The sequence below is a fragment of the Neobacillus sp. S1227 genome (assembly GCF_055385255.1).
The window spans coordinates 4523709-4542381 of the sequence record NZ_AP038276.1 but is presented as its reverse complement, the minus strand read 5'-3'; the positions used below and the strand labels follow the sequence as shown (position 1 = coordinate 4542381).

The following is an 18673-nucleotide window of genomic DNA, read 5'->3' as shown; positions in this document are numbered from 1 at the left end:
GCTGGAGGTGAATTATGGAAAGGATCAACCACACTCTAAAAAGGTTAGCTTCACATGAGAATTTTCAAAAACGATTTGCTCAAATGCGTGAGGACACATTGGCTAATCCTGATGTCAGGGATTTTTTAAGGAAGCACCAGCAGGACCTCACGGAGGAGATTATTGAGAAAAGCCTGATGAAGCTTTATGAATATACGCAGCAAAGCAGGTACTGTCACAAATGTGAAAGTCTTGAGGCCTGTACGAACATGATGAAGGGGTATCATCCAGAATTAATTTTAACGAGGAGTTCCATCGATTTGAGGTACGACCGCTGTCCGCGGAAAATTATGGAAGATGAGAAACGAAAAAACGAAAAACTTATTAAAAGTCTATATGTACCGAAGGATATCCTGAATGCCTCGTTTGAGGAATTAGAACATGATGAGGAACGGATCGACGCCGTTCAAAAAGCTGCCGCTTTTTTACTGAAATATGAGCAGGGCAAGCCTGTGAAGGGGCTTTATTTCTACGGGAAGTTTGGTGTTGGTAAATCCTATTTATTAGGTGCCATTGCCAATAAACTTGCCAAAAAGCAGATTTCTTCGATGGTTGTTTATGTTCCAGAGCTGCTGCGGGAGATGAAAAGCTCTATCGCCGATTCGACTTTAAACGAAAAAATCGATGCGTTAAAAAAAGAGCCGATTTTAATGCTTGATGATATTGGTGCTGAAGCGATGTCCAGCTGGACTCGCGATGAAGTTCTTGGACCAATCCTGCAATTTCGCATGCTTGAGAGCCTGCCAACTTTCTTTACTTCTAATTTTGACTTTCAAGGGTTAGAGCACCATCTAACCTACAGCCAACGTGGCGAAGAGGAAAAAATGAAGGCCCGCCGCATAATGGAAAGAATTCGCTCTTTGAGCGAGCCCGTTTTGGTTGGCGGTTCCAACCGCAGAATGTAAGAAAATTATTATTTAAAGGGATTTCGGTGTTTGCCGAAGTTCCTTTTTTGCTATTGAAAACTTCTATTTTGGCCAAGTCCCCCATATATATTAAAACAGAGATTCGGTTTTTAGGGGGGATTTGGTTGGCAGAAATCATCTTCCAAAATAAGATGGATGCAATCCGTTTTTATAATCATTTGCAAAAAGTATTAAATAATCTTCCTGAGTATGAAAATATTCTTCTTTTTGAAGATCGACATATAGTGAAAATTATTGATTGCTCATGTTCCGACCACATAATTGCGAAGGTTAAAGAAGCCTTTTATGAGTTTATTACTTGTATTAAACGCGATGACTGGTTTATGGATATTTTGGAGCAGCAATTTTTTTACGAGGACCTGGAGGAACGGCAGCAAATTTTGGAGATTCTATATTCCATTTTAGAAGGACATCGCTTTGAGCTATCTTCTTTTTTACAGCAAAACAAAGAGGAGCCTAATATTAAGGAAGCCATTCATCATGTTTTCCAGGAAAATATTTCGTTCTCGTTTGATTCGTTTGCGAAATTTAGGTTGCGATCATATCTTCAGCTCCTTGAAAGCTATGTAGAGCTTTCTATTGATGAATATAAAATGGAACAGGAATACCAAATGTTTGTTAATATGCTTCGGGATTTTCTGGCAAATCGGGAGCCGAAAATTGAAGTGCTGCATCTAATAATTGACGATGAAATCACCTTTTACAATGAACATTTTGAAGAAATGAAACGAAGCGAATTAATTCGTCTGATTGACCGAAAACTGTTGGTAAACCATCCGGTTTACGTCGATTCTGCTTCGATTGCCCCGCTTTTGTCACTGGCTCCAATTTCTATTTTTCTTTATACAAATGATCCGGAGGCCCCGCTTGTAAGAACGATTAAGAATATTTTTGAGGAAAGAGTGACGGTCAGACGATTCGAGGAGCTCCGGGAAGTAAAAAATTGGGTAGGAAAAGCGGCTTCTTCTGAAAATCATGGATAAAAAATACAAATTGTTGAAATAATTTGTTTTATGAAGTTGATTTTTTAAAACTAAATCATTATAATAACGTACATAGCTTAAATCACAGTAAATGTAATGATAAGGACAATAGTATTTTTTTACGGTTTTTAGAGAGGGAGGACAAGGCTGGAAGCCTCCTAGCACGAAAGAAATACTTACCACCTTTAAACTTCATCAGTGAACCCTTCATTTTTTTGAAGCTAGTAATTGTTGACGGAAATCAGCCGTTACCCTGACCTAAAGTCATTTTCAGTGTGCCCTGTTGGCAACTTCTGAAAATGAAAAATTGGGTGGAACCACGTGTTAATCAAAACTCGTCCCTATTCCTAGGGACGGGTTTTTTTATTTTTTATTTTATAAGGAGGAATTGATGATGTCAGATGTTGTAAAAATTGCATTTCCTGATGGGGCAGTAAAGGAGTTCCCAAAAGGAACGACAACAGAAGATATTGCGGCATCCATCAGCCCTGGTCTTAAGAAAAAGGCTATTGCCGGCAAACTAAACGGTCAAATGTATGATCTTCGCCGTCCAATTCAAGAAGACGGATCAATAGAAATCGTGACACCAGAATCTAAGGATGCTCTTGAGGTATTGCGCCACAGTACTGCCCACTTAATGGCACAGGCTGTTAAGCGTTTGTACCCGGGAGCCAAGCTTGGTGTCGGCCCTGTAATTGAAGGCGGATTTTATTACGATATGGATTTAGAGGAATCTTTGACACCTGAAGATCTTCCTAAAATCGAAAAGGAAATGGCGAAAATCGTTAGCGAGAACATTGAAGTTGTCCGCAAGGAAGTGAGCCGTTCCGAAGCGGTTCAGCTTTTTAAAGAAATCGACGATGAGTATAAGCTTGAGTTGATCGAAGCTATCCCTGATGAGGAACAAGTAACGATCTATGAGCAGGGTGATTTCTTTGACCTATGCCGCGGCATCCATGTTCCATCAACTGGAAAAATTAAAGAATTTAAGCTGTTAAGCATCGCCGGTGCCTACTGGCGCGGCGACAGCAATAACAAAATGCTCCAGCGTGTATACGGTACTGCCTTTTTCAAAAAAGAAGATTTGGCTGAGCATTTACGTTTGCTTGAAGAAGCGAAAGAGCGCGACCACCGCAAATTAGGAAAAGAGCTTAACCTATTTACCAATTCTCAAAAGGTTGGTCAAGGCTTGCCTCTATGGCTGCCAAAGGGTGCAACTATCCGCCGGATTGTTGAACGTTATATCGTAGATAAAGAAGTCAGCTTAGGCTATGACCACGTTTATACACCAATTATGGCAAACGTTGAATTATACAAGACTTCCGGTCACTGGGACCATTACCATGAAGATATGTTCCCTGTAATGGAAATGGATAATGAGCAGCTGGTGCTCCGCCCGATGAACTGTCCACACCATATGATGGTGTACAAAAATGCGATGCACAGCTATCGTGAACTGCCAATTCGGATTGCCGAGTTAGGAACAATGCACCGTTATGAAATGTCGGGTGCGTTATCCGGATTGCAGCGTGTTCGCGGGATGACTTTGAACGATGCACATATCTTTGTTCGTCCGGATCAAATTAAGGAAGAATTCCAGCGCGTTGTTCGACTGATTCTAGAGGTTTATAAAGATTTCGATATTAAGGAATATTCATTCCGATTATCGTATCGTGATCCTCAAGATAAGGAAAAATACTTTGATGACGATGTAATGTGGGAAAAAGCGCAAAGCATGTTAAAAGAAGCGATGGATGATCTGGGCCTTGATTATTTCGAAGCTGAGGGAGAAGCCGCTTTCTACGGTCCTAAATTGGATGTTCAAGTCAGAACAGCTTTAGGCAAGGACGAAACTTTATCGACTGTACAATTGGATTTCTTGCTGCCTGAACGCTTTGACTTAACTTATGTTGGTGAAGACGGTAAGCAGCATCGCCCGGTTGTTATCCACCGTGGCGTCGTGTCCACTATGGAACGGTTTGTGGCTTACTTGATTGAAGAATACAAGGGCGCGTTCCCAACTTGGCTGGCGCCGGTACAGGTTCAAGTTATCCCTGTTTCGCCAGAAGCGCATTATGATTATGCCCGCAAGGTACAGGAACAGCTTAAGGCTGCAGGCTTCCGCGTTGAATTGGACGGCCGTGATGAAAAAATCGGCTACAAAATCCGCGAAGCTCAAATGCAGAAAATCCCATATATGCTTGTAGTCGGCGACAAAGAAGTCGAGGAAAATGCCGTCAACGTCCGTAAATATGGCGAGCAGAAGTCTGAGACTAAGGCATTTGATGAGTTCCTAGCCGGGATTAAGGCAGAAGTACAAAAGTAAACTTGTGATTTAAAAAAAGGGAGAGGGATCTCCCTTTTTTGTATGAAGTAATCCTACTCTTAAGGACAAAACTAACTGAGAACGAAGAAGAAATGTCCGTAGTCTGTGGTTCTACGGACAAAACGAGCTGAGAACGAGGTAGAAATGTCCGTAGTCTGGAGTACTACGGACAAAACCAGCTGAGTAAGAAGTAGAAGTGTCCGTAGTCTGGGTTTCTACGGACAAAACGATCAAAGAACGAAGAAGAAATGTCCGTAGGATAGAGTACTACGGACAAAAAACGAGCTAAGAAAGAAGCAGGAATGTCCGTAGGAAGAGGTCCTACGGACAAAACGAGCTGAGTAAGAAGTAGAAGTGTCCGTAGTCTGGGTTTCTACGGACAAAACGAGCTAAGAAAGAAGCAGAAGTGTCCGTAGTAGGAATGGGTCCTAAGGACAAAAACACCCAAAGAAAGAGGCAAGATGTCCGTAGCAACAGCTAATCTATAAAAAGCTCAGAAAAGGAAGCGGCATATTCAAATTTATAAAATATTACTCATAATAAGTATTTGGCCCAACCCCAAACGTTTTAAAATACCTATTCAAAATCCTCCTAATTCTCTTTTTCGACTCAATCACCCCACACCATTCATAAACAATATTAGTGGTTATTTTCATCCCAGGAAAAAGCAGCTTAATTTCCCTCACACATCGTAAAACAGCGTCTGTCACCAACTCTTCATGCCCGCAATCCAAGCAAATACAATTTTTCCCTTCAACAGAAATCGAAAACAAATTGCAAATTTTACAGGTAAGCCCTTTTCTTAATTGGTCATATTGATATTGTGGCAATTGTGTATAAGGTGATTTTTTAATATGGAGAGAAACAAGTTTATCTGCAAGCCTCTTGTGAGAATCATTTAGTTTTAATGGCGACTTGTCCAATTTTTCTAAATAACTGGACACCTGTGTTGGGAAGATAAAGGGTTTGGTGAGGGGAGCATGGTAAAGTGTGAACTTGGGATTGATGAAAATTACCCTGGCTTCAATTGGGAGATTTACTCCTAGACTATGAAGTAATTGGCGAAGTAGAGATTCACAACGAATTAATTGGTAAAGTGGATTTGTATACTCAGTTTTGGGCAGCTTGTATAATTTATCTGACTCTGGTTCAGATTCTGGCCCCAACTCGTAAAAATAATCATCTTCAAAATTTTTTATTTCGCTTAAATAAATTTTTTCAAAAGCAATCATCAAAGTGTCAATTTGAAAAGTGTAGTTGTTTACCTTAAGAAGCAAATCGTTTAAAATATAGCATTCGCACCTAAGCTTTTCTGTAAGCTCATCAAACATTATCTCCCCTTCATATCCCTTTTTAAGTCGCAGATAATGCTTCTTGTCATCCTCTAATAAAGTCATACGGGTGTTTAATAATCCCAATATAATTAATTCCTCAGACTCGGTTCGCGGTTTATACGCCATTAGCCACATCCTTTCTCCAAATTTATTATAATAAAAAATGACAACACTGTTTTCTCCTCGGAATGAATATTTTGTTAACTTTTACCTGTAATAAAAAAATGTTGAATAATTTCCGCTTTCCTGCTAAAATAAATTTCGTTGTCACAAAAGGAGTTCATTTGACAAAAGTTCTTTGCTTGTGATATAGTATCTAAGGTATAAATTGAATACTTGTTTTTAGGAAAAGAAGAAGCACCCGCTTCTCACCTGATTGACGCAGTTTGGCAGTTGGCAGGTTTTACGTGGACTTTTAGTTATTTTAACTTTGTTCGTAAAGTGTGGGTGTGTTCATCCGCACTTTTTTATTTGTACTTCTCATGGACTGCCAAACATATTGGTTTTAAAAAAATAAAAATCAGGTTGGGGAGTATGTATTTTCCAAACGTTGTATTCTTAATTAAACCTTGGAGGTGGCTAATTATTAGCAAAGACATGTTAGTAAATGATGGGATTCGCGCTCGTGAAGTTCGCCTGATTGATCAAAATGGCGAGCAATTAGGAATTAAATCTAAAAACGAAGCGCTGGAGATTGCCGGACGAGTGAATCTTGATTTAGTGCTTGTTGCACCGAATGCAAAGCCTCCGGTAGCCCGGATTATGGACTACGGCAAATTTAAATTCGAGAATCAAAAGAAAGAAAAAGAAGCTCGAAAGAATCAAAAAATTATCACGACAAAAGAAGTTCGTTTAAGTCCAACAATTGATGAGCACGACTTTAATACAAAGCTTCGCAATGCCATTAAGTTCTTGGAAAAAGGCGACAAGGTAAAAGCTTCTATCCGATTTAAGGGCCGGGCGATTACCCATAAAGAAATCGGTCAGAAAGTATTAGACCGTTTTGCAGCAGAGTGTAAGGAAGTAGCTACGATTGAGTCTCATCCAAAAATGGATGGCCGTAGCATGTTCTTGGTTTTAGCACCTAAAATCGAAAAGTAATAAGGAGGACGTCCCAATGCCAAAAATGAAAACTCACAGAGGCGCGGCAAAGCGTTTTAAGAAAACTGGAAGTGGTCAATTAAAGCGTGACCACGCTTATACAAGCCACTTATTTGCAAACAAATCTACAAAAGCTAAGCGTAAGCTTCGCAAGTCTTCACTTGTATCTAAAGGTGATTTCAAACGCATTCGTCAGTTATTAACAAACGTGAAGTAATCGATATAAGCATTGATTTAAACTAGGAGGGAAATTACATGCCACGTGTAAAAGGCGGTACAGTTACTCGCAAACGTCGTAAAAAAGTTCTTAAATTAGCTAAAGGTTATTACGGTTCAAAACATACATTATACAAAGTTGCTAACCAACAGGTTATGAAATCATTACAATATGCATTTCGTGACCGTCGCCAGAAAAAGCGCGACTTCCGCAAACTTTGGATTACTCGTATCAACGCAGCAGCTCGCATCAACGGTCTTTCTTACAGCCGTTTAATGCATGGCTTAAAGCTTGCTGGTATCGAAGTAAACCGCAAAATGCTTGCTGAATTAGCAATCAGTGATGCTAACGCATTTGCTGAATTAGCAAACGCTGCTAAAGCTCAAATAAATAAGTAATTAAAGATATGGCCATTCTCTGCGATGAGGATGGCCTTTTGTGTAGAGGAGATATTTTTATGTTAGGATTATGGATAGTTATTGCGGCTATGAACATCGTTGCCTTCACCCTAATGGGTGTTGACAAAAGTAGAGCGAAAAAGCATCAATATCGGATTCGGGAAAGGACGCTGTGGCTTGCAGCGTTATTTGGCGGTGCAGTTGGCGCTACGGTGGGGATGTACTTTTTCCGGCATAAAACAAAGCATCTGCAGTTTAAGATTGGCTTTCCGATTCTGGCAATCATCGATGTAATACTTATTATAAAGGGAGTGTTTTAATAATGAACCTTGTGAAGTTGTTCCAAATGCAAAAGGCATTAGATTTGCATATTGAGGAAAAGCATCAGCTTCAGAACGAGGATTTATTCAGCCGAAAAATTCTCGCCTTATTGGTTGAGCTTGGCGAGCTCGCTAACGAAACCCGCAGCTTTAAATTTTGGAGCGTTAAGCCTTCATCACCAAAAAGTGTGATTCTTGAGGAGTTTGTTGATGGGGTTCATTTTATTTTGTCGCTGGGGATTGAGTGCGGCTTTGATCAAAAGGGAATCGAGTTAAACGCTGCACAGACTGAGTGCACCGTGACAGAACAGTTCCTAAGTGTTTATAGAGGAGTTACGATTTTTCAAAATACAAAAAGCTTCGAGGATTACTTGGGATTATTCGAGGCATATTTGCAACTGGCTGTATTGCTTGGGATCTCTTATGAAGAAATGGAACAGGCATATTTTGAAAAAAACGAAGTAAATTATCTAAGACAGCAAAACAACTATTAATTTGTTAATTGTCAAATAGTTTCGTTATAATGAAAAATGAACGTACATATAAAGGGGGCTAAATAATGGCAAAAATGGATGAAACATTGACCATGCTGAAGGATTTAACCGATGCCAATGGAATTCCCGGCAATGAGCGTGAAGTGCGCGAAGTCATGAAAAAATACATAGCACCATATGCAGATGAAATCACGACTGACGGATTAGGCAGTTTAATTGCAAAGAAAGTCGGCAAAGAGGACGGCCCTAAAATCATGGTAGCCGGCCACTTGGACGAAGTTGGCTTCATGGTGACGGCGATTGATGATAAAGGCTTCCTGCGCTTTCAAACGGTTGGCGGCTGGTGGGGCCAGGTAATGCTTGCCCAGCGTGTGACCATTGTAACAAGGAAGGGAAATGTAACAGGGATTATCGGTTCTAAGCCGCCGCATGTATTATCCGCGGAAGCCCGCAAGAAGCCAATTGAAATCAAAGATATGTTTATTGATATTGGTGCATCAAGCCGTGAGGAAGCATCTGAATGGGGAGTCCGGCCTGGAGACATGGTCGTGCCATATTTTGAATTCACGGTAATGAACAATGAAAAGATGCTTCTTGCGAAAGCTTGGGATAACCGCATCGGATGTGCAATTGCGATTGATGTTTTAAAGCAATTGCAGGGTGTTGATCATCCGAATGTTGTTTACGGCGTCGGAAATGTTCAAGAAGAGGTTGGCTTACGCGGTGCCAAGACTGCTACTTATAAAATCCAGCCTGATATCGGCTTTGCTGTTGATGTAGGTATTGCCGGCGACACACCGGGAATTAGCGAAAAAGAAGCGATGAGCAAAATGGGCAAAGGGCCGCAAGTGGTTGTCTACGATGCTTCGATGGTAGCGCACAAGGGACTGCGTGATTTTGTAACGGATACTGCGGATGAACTCAACATCCCTTACCAGTTTGAATCCATCCCAGGCGGTGGAACAGATGCAGGATCCATCCATTTAACTCATAATGGCGTACCAGCGCTGGCAATTACGATTGCCACTCGTTATATTCATTCACATGCTGCAATGCTTCATCGTGATGACTACGAAAATGCTGTCAAGTTGATAGTAGAGGTTATTAAGCGTTTGGATCGCGAGGCTGTTGATAAGATTACGTTTGAATAAGAATATTTGGATCCTCGGCTGCTGTGTTTGCGGCTGAGGACTTTTGCATTTCGGCGATTTGCCGATAGAATACTCCACTCCGATTCGCTGATAAAAATGCAAAATTCGCTGAATGACTTCTCATATTCGCCGATAGACCCTGCTCAACCTAAAAAAAAACAGCCGCTAGCAAACATGCCAGCGGCTACAAATCCTATTTTTAATGCTTTAACCCGCTTTCAAGCGTTTGAAGCATCTCTTTTTTATCTTGTTCAGAGGAATTTTGCCAAATTACTTCAAATAGTACCCCTAAACCTGGCAGCATTTTCTCTTCCCCGCTTTGAATCGCATCGACAATGGTATCCTCTAATTGGTCTTGCGTATTATTGGAAACATTGTGAATAACAGCATTCCGCAAATTGAAATTCATAATGGGCCACCCCTTCTTTAACCTTAAATTATTTAGCTAATAGGGAATCATAAATATCCCCAAATTTATTATCCCCAAACGCATAAATTCAACTACACTTCGGTCCTCTTCCAAACGGACCCCTCAATCAGCGAGTTTTCATTTATTATCATTTCTAATTTTGGTTTTAATATGTATTTTAATTGGGCTATAATGTTAAAATCAGAGTAATTTTTAAAGGGGAAACAAAATTGAAATATATACAATCGCAGCAAAATCCGCAGGTTAAGCAATGGAAAAAGCTTTTAACGAAAAAAGAACGGGACCGCTCAGGTACATTTTTAGTGGAAGGCTTTCATTTAGTGGAAGAAGCACTCAAACAGGATGAACAGGTTTTAGAAATCATTATTTCGGAAAAAATAGGTGTGCCGCCACGCCTCGATGCTGGTCAGACGCCTATTTACATGGTGTCGGAGGAAATCGCCGATTCTTTATCGGAAACGGAGACGCCCCAGGGGATTTATGCGGTCTGCCGGCAAATCGATCAAAAAACAGACTTAGAAAATGCAAAAACGTACCTCCTAATCGATGCTGTTCAAGATCCGGGAAATCTCGGTACGATGATTCGAACAGCCGATGCTGCAGGAATCGATGCGGTAATAGTGGGCAAAGGCAGTGTCGATGTGTTTAATGGAAAAGTCCTGCGGTCTGCTCAAGGAAGTCACTTTCACCTTCCAATCATAAGAGGCGACCTTCACGAATGGACGACAAAACTAAAAGAAAAAAATATACCTGTATATGGGACAGCACTTGAGGGAGCTTCTGCATATACTGATATTTCAACCGGTGAAACCTTCGCCCTGATTGTCGGCAACGAAGGGAGCGGCATGAATAATGAACTTTTGTCCCAAACAACCGCCAACCTTTATATTCCGATTTACGGCAAAAGCGAATCGCTGAATGTTGCGGTTGCGGCGGGAATTCTTTTATATTATTTAAAAAAATAAATTTGAAACACTCAAAAAATTAGTATATAATAATGAACAATGTTGATATTTAAAAGACATTGACGGAGAAAAGTATCTTGTCAAATGGCCATTTTTAGGGAGAAAGTGCCGCGACTGAAAGCACTTTTATGGACAGGGCAGGAGAAGTTCACCTCCCGAGTCGGCATCGGGACCATTTCCATTGGAGATGTAAAGATGCACCCGGCTGCAGCCGTTATCCGAATGAAGCGAACACAATATGTGTATACATACGTGTTTACAAGGGTGGTACCGCGATCTAATACCTCGTCCCTTTTTAGGGGCGGGGTTTTTTATTTTGTCTAGCTGCAGCGCTCAGGTGCTCGAAGGTCTACAACCATCCGTAAGAAGGCTGCTAGGCAGTCTTTTCGCTGAACCGTCTGTGGGATTGTGCCCTGGCAAAGGCGCTTCCGCTTGTCTATTTACATAATAAATTTAAGGAGGAATCCAAATGCAAGATCGTTTAAGAGAATTGCAGCAAGAAGCGATACAAAAAGTGGAACAGTCTTCTAGCTTAAAAGAACTGAATGACATCCGAGTTGCTTATTTAGGAAAAAAGGGCCCGATTACCGAGGTTCTTCGCGGTATGGGGAAATTGTCAGCGGAAGAGCGTCCGGTGATTGGAGCTCTCGCTAATGAAGTGCGTGAAGCCATCGCAGCCAAAATCGAAGCCAAGCAAAATCAGCTTGAAGAAGCAGCTGTTTTAGAAAAATTGGCTTCTGAAAGCATCGACGTCACACTTCCAGGGCGTCCTGTTAAGGTTGGGAACCATCATCCATTAACAAAAATTATCGAGGAAATCGAAGACTTGTTTATCGGAATGGGTTATGAAATAGCAGAAGGACCTGAGGTAGAGCAGGATTATTATAACTTCGAAGCGTTGAACCTGCCGAAGGGCCACCCAGCCCGCGACATGCAGGATTCTTTCTACATTACAGAAGAAATCTTGCTTCGTACCCATACATCGCCGGTTCAGGCACGTACGATGGAGAAGAACAACGGCAAAGGTCCAATTAAAATCATCTGCCCTGGTAAAGTATACCGCCGTGATAATGATGATGCCACGCACTCACATCAGTTCATGCAAATTGAGGGCTTAGTGGTAGGCGAAAACATCCGGATGAGTGACCTAAAGGGAACATTGGATGTATTTGCGAAAAAAATGTTCGGGCAGGATCGTGAAATCCGTCTGCGCCCAAGCTTCTTCCCATTTACTGAGCCCTCCGTTGAGATGGATATATCCTGTAAAGTATGCGGCGGCCATGGCTGTAGTGTTTGTAAGCAAACTGGCTGGATTGAAATTCTTGGTGCCGGCATGGTTCATCCAAACGTGCTTGAGATGGCTGGCTATGATTCGAAGAAATACACTGGATTTGCTTTTGGAATGGGACCGGAGCGGATTGCGATGCTAAAATACGGCGTTGATGACATCCGTCATTTCTATACAAATGATGTTCGTTTCTTAAAGCAATTTTCAGTGGAAGAATAGGAGGTTGACGTTATGTTTGTTTCATATAAATGGCTCCAGGATTATGTAGACTTAACTGGAGTTTCGGCAAATGAATTAGCTGAAAAAATTACTAAAAGCGGGATTGAAGTAGAAGGCGTTGAAATCCTAAATGAAGGCATTAAGGGTGTTGTTGTTGGTCATGTAGTTGAACGTGTACAGCATCCAAATGCTGATAAATTAAGCAAGTGCCAGGTTGATATTGGTGAAGGTGAACCGGTTCAAATTATTTGCGGAGCACCGAATGTCGCCCAGGGACAAAAGGTTGCCGTTGCGAAAGTAGGCGCCGTGCTTCCAGGCAATTTTAAAATCAAAAAAGCAAAGCTTCGCGGGGAAGAATCCAACGGAATGATTTGCTCGCTGCAAGAGCTTGGCATGGAAGGGAAAATCGTTCCTAAGGAATATTCGGAAGGTATTTTTGTATTTCCTGCTGATGCAGAGGTTGGGACCGATGCATTAGCTTTACTAAACAGAGATGACGAAGTGCTTGAGCTTGGACTGACACCAAACCGTTCCGACTGCCTAAGCATGTTAGGTGTAGCTTATGAAGTGGCTGCGATTCTCGGCAGAGAGGTTATGCTTCCAGAAACAAGCCTAGAGCCGGTAAGTGAAAAGGCAACGGATTATGTAAAGGTTGTTGTCGAGGCGACTGAGGATAATCCGCTATACGTTGCGAAAATGATTAAAAATGTGAAAATCGGTCCGTCACCACTGTGGATGCAAACCCGCCTAATGTCTGCGGGAATCCGTCCGCACAATAATGTGGTTGATATCACGAACTACATTCTTCTCGAATACGGCCAGCCGCTTCATGCATTTGACTATGACCGTTTGGGTTCAAAAGAAATTCTTGTCCGCCGTGCGAACGACGGCGAGAAATTTGTGACGCTGGATGATGTAGAGCGAACATTAACAGCAGACCATTTAGTGATCACGAATGGAACAGAACCTGTTGCGCTTGCAGGGGTTATGGGCGGTGCTAATTCTGAGGTAACTTCTGATACGACTACGGTGTTGTTGGAAGCAGCATATTTTACCGGAGCAACAGTAAGAAAAGCGTCTAAAGATCACGGCCTTCGCAGTGAAGCCAGTGCCCGCTTTGAGAAGGGGGTTGACCCGAACCGGGTTCGTGCAGCTGGTGAACGAGCAGCCTACTTAATGGCTAAGTACGCTGGCGGTGAAGTTTTAGAAGGAGCAGCAGAGGTAGATACACTAACTGTTGAACCGGCAGTGGTTTCAGTTACTCTGGAAAAAATCAACCGAGTACTGGGAACCAGCCTTGATATGAAGGATGTGGAAGCCATCTTCGACCGCCTTCAATTTGGGGTTTCTGTTGAAGGGGATACAGTTACTGTAACGGCGCCAACACGCCGCGGTGACATCAAAATTGAAGAGGATTTACTCGAAGAGGTTGCCCGCCTATTCGGCTATGACAACATCCCGAAAACCTTGCCGATCGGTTCCACAACACCAGGAAAGCTATCTGAATATCAAAAGAAACGCCGTGTTGTCCGTGCATATTTAGAAGGAGCGGGTTTGTACCAGGCTGTTACTTATTCTTTAACAAGTGAAGAAAAGGCGTCTCAGTTTGCTATGGAAAAGAGGGATTTCACCCGCTTGGCCATGCCGATGAGTGAGGACCGCAGTGTCTTGCGCTTAAGTATCATGCCGCAGTTGTTAGAAGTATTGAAATACAACAGCGCTCGTCAAAATGACAACCTAGCAGTATACGAAACCGGAAATGTCTTTTTATCCAACGGTGTGGATGTTCTTCCTGAAGAAAAAGAGCATTTGGCTGGGGCGATCACCGGTCTTTGGAACAATCATTCTTGGCAGGGCGAAAAGAAACCTGTTGATTTCTTCGTTTTAAAAGGTATTTTGGAAGGATTATTTGCAAAGCTTGGTCTAACAGAACGTGTCGAATATGTTCAAACACAAGTAGAGGGCATGCACCCAGGGCGCACTGCGGAAATCCGGTTAGATGGTTTGAAAATCGGCTTTGCCGGCCAACTGCATCCAAGCGTCCAAAAAGACCTAGATTTAAAAGATACCTATGTATTTGAATTATCATTAAAAGCGGTTCTTGGTGTAGAAACGGAAGCACTGCGATATCAGTCTATTCCGCGCTACCCATCCATAACAAGAGATATTGCCCTTGTGGTAAACAGAGAAACGGTGTCAGGAACGTTGAAGGATGTTATCGTTAAAGCTGGTGCACCTCTTCTGAAAGAAGCTTATGTATTTGACTTATATGAGGGCGATAAGATGGAAGAAGGCAAGAAGTCCATTGCGTTCTCATTAAAATATGTGGATCCAGAACGTACTCTTACAGATGAAGAGGTAACAAAGGTTCACGCGCGCGTGCTTGAGGCATTAAAAGAGCAAGCAGGTGCAGTTTTAAGGGGATAATGTTTCGAAAAAAGAGTATCCGACGTTGGTTACGTTGGATACTCTTTTTACGTTTATTTATGTTTTTCGTAGAGGGTGTCATATTGTTTTGCAAGGGAGATATCCAGGTCGGTTAAACCTCCAGCATGCCAGGAGGTTATTTTTAAAGTGACCATTTTATAGTCAATCGATATGAATGGATGGTGATTTTTTTCTTCGGATAACTGGGCGATATCATTAACGAATGCCATCCCTTTTAAAAATTCCTGAAAACGGTACTTTTTAACAATAAACTTGCCATCCAGTTTCCAGCCGGTTAGACTATTAAGCACTATAGCAATTTCTTCTTCACCTAATCGTTTCAAATTGGCCCCTCCCTGAATCCTTACTTCTTCTTTTTATTAACCTTTGCCATCGCCTTATCCGTATTTGCAAAATGAATCTTCACAAACCCAGGAAGCACACCCTGCCCTTTTTTCAAAATGAGCTTGGCAGCGGCCTCATCCACCTGAGCCCCGGCCCCCTTAGGCAATCGAAAACCGGCAGCCTCGCTTAGTTTATCGATATATTGGATAAAAGCATACCGTGCGAGAATACTTGCCGCGGCCACGGCCAAATGGATGCCCTCGGCCTTTGTGCTGAAATAGACATTCTCCCTGACAATGGCCTTCTGCCCTTTAAGATGCTGATAATAGGTTCCCGCCTGCACAAATTGGTCAATTAAAACAGCATCAGGCTTCTCTGGTGAAATTTTCTCTAAAACCTTCAATATCGCCTGGTTATGAAGCAATGCCTTCATTTTCCCTTGCGACATTCCTGCTGCTTGAACCTGATTATACTTTTCATTTTTTAATGTCATTAGGCTGAACGGTACAATATCCTTGATCACCTTGGCAATTTCAATGATTTTGTCATCGTTTAAATCCTTCGAATCTCTAACTCCCAATTCTTTTAATAAAGGAATATCCTTTTTCCGTACATAAGCAGCGACGACCGTAATCGGGCCGAAAAAGTCACCAGTCCCTACTTCATCCGAGCCAATGACAGACCAGTCACTAAATCCGGCTGGAAGCCCCGCCCCTGCCTTGGAAGAGGTTGCTGTCGTTTTTCCATTGCCGGCTGCCTTCTTGGCAGGTCCGGCTTCTGAAGCGGCCCCGCCCCATCTTCCCGCTTCTTTCTCACAATCATTCCCCTGAAACAGTACCTTCCCCGATTTATAAGCAGTAATCGCACAACCAGGAGTTTTCGCCGCAAACACGCTTCCGGGTGGAAGCTTAGCTGCTAAATGCTTGCTGTAATAGTCTTTCATCTTTAAAATTGTATTTATATCACATACCAAAACAACATTTGCCACTTATAGCACCACATTTCTATTAAATATATTCATTATTACAACTTTTCGACTTTAATCTTTTCATGTTATGATATAGTGTAGGATTCTTGAAAGGGGCATTAACATTGTCGAATACTCAGAAAAACAGAATTACCGTAGATATTTACGGGCAACAATACGTGATCTTAGGCACGGAAAGTCCGAGTCATATTCGCTATGTAGCATCGTTAGTCAACGCTAAAATGCGCGAAATTAGTTCAAAGAATCCAGGACTCGAGGTAAATAAACTTGCAGTTCTAACAGCAGTTAACGCAGTCAATGATTATATCAAAATAAAAGAAGAGATGGAACGACTGACGATAGAACTACAAAAAGAAAAGGATTAAAAACGATGTTAGATTTAGCTATTATTTTATTTTTAATTATTGGTTTTTTTGTCGGCCTTAAAAGAGGCTTTATCTTGCAGCTGGTTCATTTAACCGGTTTTATCATTGCCTATATTGCTGCCTATATTTACTACGATGATCTTGCACCAAAACTGACCCTTTGGATTCCTTACCCAAACTTTGGTGAGGATACAGCATTAAAAATTATCACCGATGCCGCAAACATGGAGACCGCATTTTATCGGGCGATTGCTTTTGTTATTATCTTTTTTGCAGTAAAAGTGATTATGCAGATTATCGGATCGATGTTTGACTTTATTGCTCATTTGCCGGTATTAAGGCTGTTAAACGTATGGGCTGGTGGAATTTTAGGATTTTTGGAAGTCTATTTAATTATCTTTATTGTATTATATATTGGTGCCTTATTACCAATCGAACTTTTCCAAAATATGCTAGATGGCTCCTTCATGGCAAAGGCGATTGTGAATTACACCCCAGTCCTTTCTCAGCAGATTAAGGATTGGTGGATTGAATATAATGCCTGAGTGAACTTCTCTGATGCAGAGGAGTTTTTCTATTATCAGAAAAAAGGTTAAAATGAAAATGTGTTAATTAAAGGCAGGTGGAATTAATGGAAGTGAATAAAAAAGAAGTCATTCACTTATTAGAGACAATAGCGATTTATATGGAAATAAAGGGTGAAAATCCTTTTAAAATTTCAGCTTTTCGGAAGGCGGCCACAGCGCTTGAGACTGACGACAGAAGTTTAACAGAAATAGACGACTTTACAGCACTATCCGGTATTGGCAAAGGGACTGCTGCTGTAATCGAAGAATACATAAAGGAAGGATCATCCAATGTTTTAAAGGAGCTTAAGGAAGAGGTTCCGCCAGGTTTGATTCCGCTTCTCCAAATACCAGGTCTTGGCGGCAAAAAAATCTCTAAGCTTTATAAGGAATTGGGGATCACCGATGTAACAACCTTAAAAGAAGCGTGTGAAGCCGGGAAGGTTCAAGGGCTAGCTGGGTTTGGAAGGAAGACGGAGGAAAAAATCTTAAGTGCAATCTCGAACGTGGGAACAAGACCAGAACGGCTGCCCCTCGCTTACATGTTACCAATCGCGGAATGGATTGAAACAAGCCTTGAAAAATTTACTGATATTGAGCGTTTTTCACGTGCTGGAAGCTTGCGTAGGATGCGGGAAACTATTAAGGATCTGGATTTTATCATCGCTGCTAATCAGCCGGAAACTGTACGTGAACAGCTGTTAAAATTGCCGAATATTAAAGAAGTGATTGGAGCGGGGGATACAAAAATATCGGTTACCTTGGAATTTGATTATGATATATCCGTCGACTTCCGCTTGGTGAAGCCGGAGGAATTCGTTACAACACTTCACCATTTTACCGGTTCAAAGGACCATAATGTGCGGATGAGGCAATTGGCTAAGGAGCGCGGTGAAAAAATAAGCGAATACGGCGTTGAAAACGTGGAAACAGGGGAAAGCCTCACCTTCTCTTCCGAGGAAGAATTTTTCAAGCATTTCGATCTTCCATTTATCCCTCCTGAAGTAAGAGAGGATGGCCGGGAGGTAGATACATTCAAAGTAGATGAGGAATTAATTGAACTCGAAGACATCAAAGGCGACCTGCACATGCATTCGACCTGGAGTGATGGAGCCCATACCATCGAACAAATGGCGGAAGCCTGCCGAGCCAGGGGTTATCAATATATGGCTATTACCGACCATTCTCAGTATCTTAAAGTGGCTAACGGTCTAACTCGTGAAAGACTGCTGCAACAAAAAGAAGAAATTAAGAAGCTAAATGAACAATATGATGATTTTTTGATATTATCAGGTGTGGAAATGGATATTTTACCGGACGGCAGTCTGGATTACGATGATGACCTGCTAGCGGAAATGGATTTTGTCATCGCCTCCATCCATTCTGCTTTTTCACAACCAAAAGAAAAAATCATGGAGCGCCTAAAGAAAGCGCTGCATAATGCCCATGTCGATTTAATCGCCCATCCGACCGGCCGGAAAATTGGCCGCCGCGAGGGCTATGAAGTGGATATGGACTTACTGATCCAATTGGCGAAAGCAACGAACACAGCATTAGAGTTGAACGCAAATCCAAACCGCCTTGACCTCGCCGCAGAGCATTTACGGAAAGCCCAGGAGGCCGGCGTAAAAATATTAATCAACACCGATGCCCATCAATTGGATACATTAAAGCATATGGAAATCGGTGTATCCGCGGCTAAAAAAGGCTGGATTAAAAAATCAACGGTTCTAAATGCCCTGGATAAAAAGGACTTGCTAAATTTTCTACATAATAGATGACAAAGGAGGC

The 18673-nt window shown here is 41.8% G+C and carries 19 protein-coding genes and 2 other annotated features; of the genes, 15 read left to right on the top strand and 4 right to left on the bottom strand.

Translation table 11 applies throughout. From position 1 onward, the window contains the following. Positions 1-14: 14 nt before the first annotated feature. The 3 genes from dnaI (at position 15) to thrS (ending at position 4274) form a co-directional block, all read left to right on the top strand. Entirely contained in the window at positions 15-944 is a 930-nt protein-coding gene (dnaI, locus tag ACZ5AE_RS22820; protein ID WP_464566816.1) for a primosomal protein DnaI, read from the top strand. Between the two features lie 125 nt (positions 945-1069). After that, positions 1070-1948 (top strand): putative sporulation protein YtxC, encoded by an 879-nt coding sequence (locus ACZ5AE_RS22815; protein ID WP_464566815.1) that lies wholly within the window; start codon positions 1070-1072, stop codon positions 1946-1948. Between the two features lie 87 nt (positions 1949-2035). After that, positions 2036-2294, top strand: a binding site (T-box leader). 48 nt (positions 2295-2342) lie between these two features. Then, positions 2343-4274, top strand: coding sequence for a threonine--tRNA ligase (gene thrS, locus ACZ5AE_RS22810; protein WP_464573713.1), 1932 nt, complete (start codon positions 2343-2345; stop codon positions 4272-4274). 530 nt (positions 4275-4804) lie between these two features. On the opposite strand, the gene ACZ5AE_RS22805 is transcribed toward thrS, so the two are convergent. Beyond that, entirely contained in the window at positions 4805-5734 is a 930-nt protein-coding gene (locus ACZ5AE_RS22805) for a nuclease-related domain-containing protein (protein ID WP_464566814.1), read from the bottom strand. Positions 5735-5951: 217 nt separating this feature from the next. Continuing rightward, positions 5952-6083, top strand: a sequence feature (ribosomal protein L20 leader region). A gap of 122 nt (positions 6084-6205) precedes the next feature. Between ACZ5AE_RS22805 and infC the strand changes: the two genes are divergently transcribed. The 6 genes from infC (at position 6206) to ACZ5AE_RS22775 (ending at position 9289) form a co-directional block, all read left to right on the top strand. Then, the gene (infC, locus tag ACZ5AE_RS22800; protein ID WP_464566813.1) at positions 6206-6709 is read left to right on the top strand and encodes a translation initiation factor IF-3; all 504 of its coding nucleotides are present in this window, start codon (positions 6206-6208) and stop codon (positions 6707-6709) included. A gap of 16 nt (positions 6710-6725) precedes the next feature. After that, positions 6726-6926, top strand: coding sequence for a 50S ribosomal protein L35 (gene rpmI / locus ACZ5AE_RS22795; protein ID WP_213119942.1), 201 nt, complete (start codon positions 6726-6728; stop codon positions 6924-6926). A gap of 38 nt (positions 6927-6964) precedes the next feature. Next, entirely contained in the window at positions 6965-7324 is a 360-nt protein-coding gene (rplT, locus tag ACZ5AE_RS22790) for a 50S ribosomal protein L20 (protein WP_464566812.1), read from the top strand. Positions 7325-7383: 59 nt separating this feature from the next. Next, positions 7384-7644 (top strand): DUF1294 domain-containing protein, encoded by a 261-nt coding sequence (locus ACZ5AE_RS22785; RefSeq protein WP_464566811.1) that lies wholly within the window; start codon positions 7384-7386, stop codon positions 7642-7644. 2 nt (positions 7645-7646) lie between these two features. After that, on the top strand, positions 7647-8138 hold the full coding sequence (locus ACZ5AE_RS22780) for a dUTP diphosphatase (RefSeq protein WP_464566810.1): 492 nt from the start codon (positions 7647-7649) through the stop codon (positions 8136-8138). A gap of 65 nt (positions 8139-8203) precedes the next feature. Next, entirely contained in the window at positions 8204-9289 is a 1086-nt protein-coding gene (locus ACZ5AE_RS22775) for a M42 family metallopeptidase (RefSeq protein WP_464566809.1), read from the top strand. A 199-nt stretch (positions 9290-9488) separates the two neighbouring features. Here the strand turns inward: ACZ5AE_RS22775 and sspI are convergent, their stop codons facing one another. Next, positions 9489-9698: a small acid-soluble spore protein SspI gene (gene sspI, locus ACZ5AE_RS22770; RefSeq protein ID WP_464566808.1), complete on the bottom strand. Its 210-nt coding sequence runs from the start codon at positions 9696-9698 to the stop codon at positions 9489-9491. Positions 9699-9928: 230 nt separating this feature from the next. On the opposite strand from sspI, the gene ACZ5AE_RS22765 reads away from it, so the two are divergent. From ACZ5AE_RS22765 to pheT, 3 genes are all read left to right on the top strand, one after another. Then, positions 9929-10684: a TrmH family RNA methyltransferase gene (locus ACZ5AE_RS22765; protein ID WP_464566807.1), complete on the top strand. Its 756-nt coding sequence runs from the start codon at positions 9929-9931 to the stop codon at positions 10682-10684. Positions 10685-11153: 469 nt separating this feature from the next. Continuing rightward, positions 11154-12191 (top strand): phenylalanine--tRNA ligase subunit alpha, encoded by a 1038-nt coding sequence (pheS, locus tag ACZ5AE_RS22760; protein WP_464566806.1) that lies wholly within the window; start codon positions 11154-11156, stop codon positions 12189-12191. Positions 12192-12203: 12 nt separating this feature from the next. Further along, positions 12204-14618 (top strand): phenylalanine--tRNA ligase subunit beta, encoded by a 2415-nt coding sequence (gene pheT / locus ACZ5AE_RS22755; RefSeq protein WP_464566805.1) that lies wholly within the window; start codon positions 12204-12206, stop codon positions 14616-14618. Between the two features lie 53 nt (positions 14619-14671). On the opposite strand, the gene ACZ5AE_RS22750 is transcribed toward pheT, so the two are convergent. Both ACZ5AE_RS22750 and rnhC read right to left on the bottom strand, forming a co-directional pair. After that, positions 14672-14962 carry a 4a-hydroxytetrahydrobiopterin dehydratase gene (locus tag ACZ5AE_RS22750; RefSeq protein WP_464566804.1) on the bottom strand — a complete coding sequence of 97 codons (291 nt, stop codon included), beginning with the start codon at positions 14960-14962 and terminating at the stop codon, positions 14672-14674. A 20-nt stretch (positions 14963-14982) separates the two neighbouring features. Next, on the bottom strand, positions 14983-15951 hold the full coding sequence (rnhC, locus tag ACZ5AE_RS22745) for a ribonuclease HIII (protein WP_464566803.1): 969 nt from the start codon (positions 15949-15951) through the stop codon (positions 14983-14985). A 104-nt stretch (positions 15952-16055) separates the two neighbouring features. Between rnhC and zapA the strand changes: the two genes are divergently transcribed. The 3 genes from zapA to polX all read left to right on the top strand — a co-directional run bounded on the left by zapA (position 16056) and on the right by polX (position 18663). Then, positions 16056-16316 carry a cell division protein ZapA gene (zapA, locus tag ACZ5AE_RS22740; RefSeq protein ID WP_464566802.1) on the top strand — a complete coding sequence of 87 codons (261 nt, stop codon included), beginning with the start codon at positions 16056-16058 and terminating at the stop codon, positions 16314-16316. Positions 16317-16321: 5 nt separating this feature from the next. Next, positions 16322-16861, top strand: a complete 540-nt coding sequence (locus ACZ5AE_RS22735) for a CvpA family protein (RefSeq protein WP_464566801.1) — start codon at positions 16322-16324, stop codon at positions 16859-16861. Between the two features lie 86 nt (positions 16862-16947). Next, a complete protein-coding gene (polX, locus tag ACZ5AE_RS22730; RefSeq protein WP_464566800.1) occupies positions 16948-18663 on the top strand; it encodes a DNA polymerase/3'-5' exonuclease PolX in 1716 nt (571 codons plus the stop codon). Positions 18664-18673: the final 10 nt, after the last annotated feature.